The organism is Anaerobiospirillum sp. NML120448 (genome assembly GCF_023050945.1).
Classification (GTDB): domain Bacteria; phylum Pseudomonadota; class Gammaproteobacteria; order Enterobacterales; family Succinivibrionaceae; genus Anaerobiospirillum.
The window spans coordinates 1-2,246 of the sequence record NZ_JALKIM010000148.1 but is presented as its reverse complement, the minus strand read 5'-3'; the positions used below and the strand labels follow the sequence as shown (position 1 = coordinate 2,246).

The following is a 2,246-nucleotide window of genomic DNA, read 5'->3' as shown; positions in this document are numbered from 1 at the left end:
ATTATGTTTACTGTCGTTATACTACGGTAAGAATAGTTACGCCTTGATAACGCCTAAATTCATAACATAATCAGAATTTTACGGACATATTGATAGTAATGAATATATGCACAAATTTAAATTGTGATCCCAGTCACATATATCTATATAAAAGGTTAAAATAGTGTAGTTTTATTAATATTCAAAGTTATCGATAATAGCAATGATTATAGGCTGTTTGTTCGCTAACACCAAATTGGCGGTCTATATGGCTGTCCTAATCTTAAAGCTAAATACAGTGAAAACTGGGGCCTTGATGATCCTTCTGGTAAAGATGATGAGGTTTTTATCTATACGATTAACACCATAGAGCAAAAAGTACTAGAACTCAAAAGCAAGTTAGCTCATATAAAAGAGGTTCTTGATGGCAAACAATGATGAGGTTAAATTAGGGCGCTTTATAAGTTTAGTGTTGCGCCATAAGCCAGAAACTATTGGACTTACGTTAGACCATGAGGGTTGGGCTAAGGTTGATGAGCTTATTGAAAAAATGTGTGCTCATGGAGCTTTTATCGACCTTGCTACTTTACAAAGCATTGTTGCCAACAATGATAAGCAGCGCTACAGCTTTGATGCGCAAGGGACTAGAATTAGAGCCAACCAGGGACACTCCATTAGTGTTGATCTAAAACTTTCCCCACAAAAACCACCTGCGCTGCTCTATCACGGCACTGCTCTACGATTCCTAGAGTCGATAAGAGCACAAGGCATTTGCAAAATGAAGCGCCAATATGTACACCTGAGCGCTGATATTCCCACAGCTACCAAAGTCGGCATTCGCCATGGCAAAGTAGTGGTACTAACTATTAATGCCCAGGCTATGTATGAAGATGGTATTAACTTTTACTTGTCAGAAAACAAAGTATGGCTGTGCGATCACGTTAGTACCAAATATATTAATTGGGACGCTATGAATGATTAGCCTCTTTCCCCAGCCCAGAGCTATCTTATAGATTTAGGATCAAGTAAAAATTCTGCGGGATCGCTTAGGAAGATTAGATTAATGGTTTATAAGAAAATGGGAATAAACAGCTAAAATAGCTTGTTCTTAAAGGTGCTACTTTATAAGTACAGTATGATTAGCTTGTTGATCCCGCAACATTTTTACTTGAACCAGATTTATTAATCAAACGATTATTAGTGGCTATATGTTTTTCCTAAAGAAAGCCCTTAAGATAAGAGCACAAATCAGGTGCTAGTTGTTCCATGTTTGCTGCTATGTTCTGACGAAGCTCCTTATTAATCTCAAACTCACTATCAGCTTCGTCTTCATATTCGTCCTCATACTCGTCCGTAAGGTCAAACAATATTTCATGATCGATTTGACAAATAGGACAGCTCAACTCGTCTGGGAGATAAGACAGATCACAGCAAATTATGTAGTAGCCATCCTCATCCCAAGCAAAAGGCAAATAGCCGCACTGAACTAAATATGGGTTCCAGGCTCTTTTTAGAGCCTTAAATGGCTCTGAGATAGGATTGGGCCCAATAGGATTATCAAAACAATGATAATAAGTGCCTAAAAAAGCTTTAAAAATCTCTGGAAGCTTGATATTAAGCTCATTTTCTAACTTTCCAAAGTCAGACTCCTTGAGGTCAGATCTGACCAACTTCCATTGCTTCCACTCACTTTTGATCATAGGATCTAAGAACATAGACTGATCTTTATCACTCAAAGGAAGTCTTAGCGCTAGAGCATCATTTTCCCCTGCTAGTTTTTGATAGTAAGCTTGGAAAAACTGCTCCATAAAGTCCTGATATGAATTATTCAGCATAGCTGTAGTTCCTATCTAAAGATGATGATGATGTAGAAACCATTAAGTCTCTCACGAAATTGACACGCCATAGGGCTTATTTAGCTAATCTTACGCATTTTGCCACAAAACTTGCCTTACAATTAAAGTTAGTTTTGAGTCTGGTACTTTTTTCGACTACTTTGTTCAAACTCACTACTGATTAAATTGAAAGCCTATTACATACTAACGAACCAAAGTGGCACCTTAATTTGCTAATTGTCTTGTGCTTTTCCACAATTTTACTGGCTGAGTAGGTTAGTGGTATTTGTGCAGTGAGATTTCAATCATAGCCCGGCATTATTGATAGGTATCGATTGGTGCTTAAAGAAAAACCTAAAAATTTAGTGTGAAAATTTGGATCGTTTTGATCCATTTTTTTGCCAAAATGTTGTATCTAGTAAAGTGATAAAA

At 37.1% G+C, this 2,246-nt stretch carries 2 protein-coding genes; one reads left to right on the top strand and one right to left on the bottom strand.

What is annotated here, in order from left to right:
• Positions 1-403: 403 nt before the first annotated feature.
• Positions 404-961: an RNA 2'-phosphotransferase gene (locus MXE38_RS12135; protein WP_246915448.1), complete on the top strand. Its 558-nt coding sequence runs from the start codon at positions 404-406 to the stop codon at positions 959-961.
• 235 nt (positions 962-1,196) lie between these two features.
• On the opposite strand, the gene MXE38_RS12130 is transcribed toward MXE38_RS12135, so the two are convergent.
• Positions 1,197-1,814: an SMI1/KNR4 family protein gene (locus MXE38_RS12130; protein ID WP_246915446.1), complete on the bottom strand. Its 618-nt coding sequence runs from the start codon at positions 1,812-1,814 to the stop codon at positions 1,197-1,199.
• Between the last annotated feature and the right edge of the window lie 432 nt (positions 1,815-2,246).

What these genes read in the sequence shown, in the direction of transcription:
- MXE38_RS12135 (WP_246915448.1), top strand. Translation starts at nt 404, where the DNA reads ATGGCAAACAATGATGAGGTTAAATTAGGGCGCTTTATAAGTTTAGTG.
- MXE38_RS12130 (WP_246915446.1), bottom strand. Translation starts at nt 1,814, where the DNA reads ATGCTGAATAATTCATATCAGGACTTTATGGAGCAGTTTTTCCAAGCT.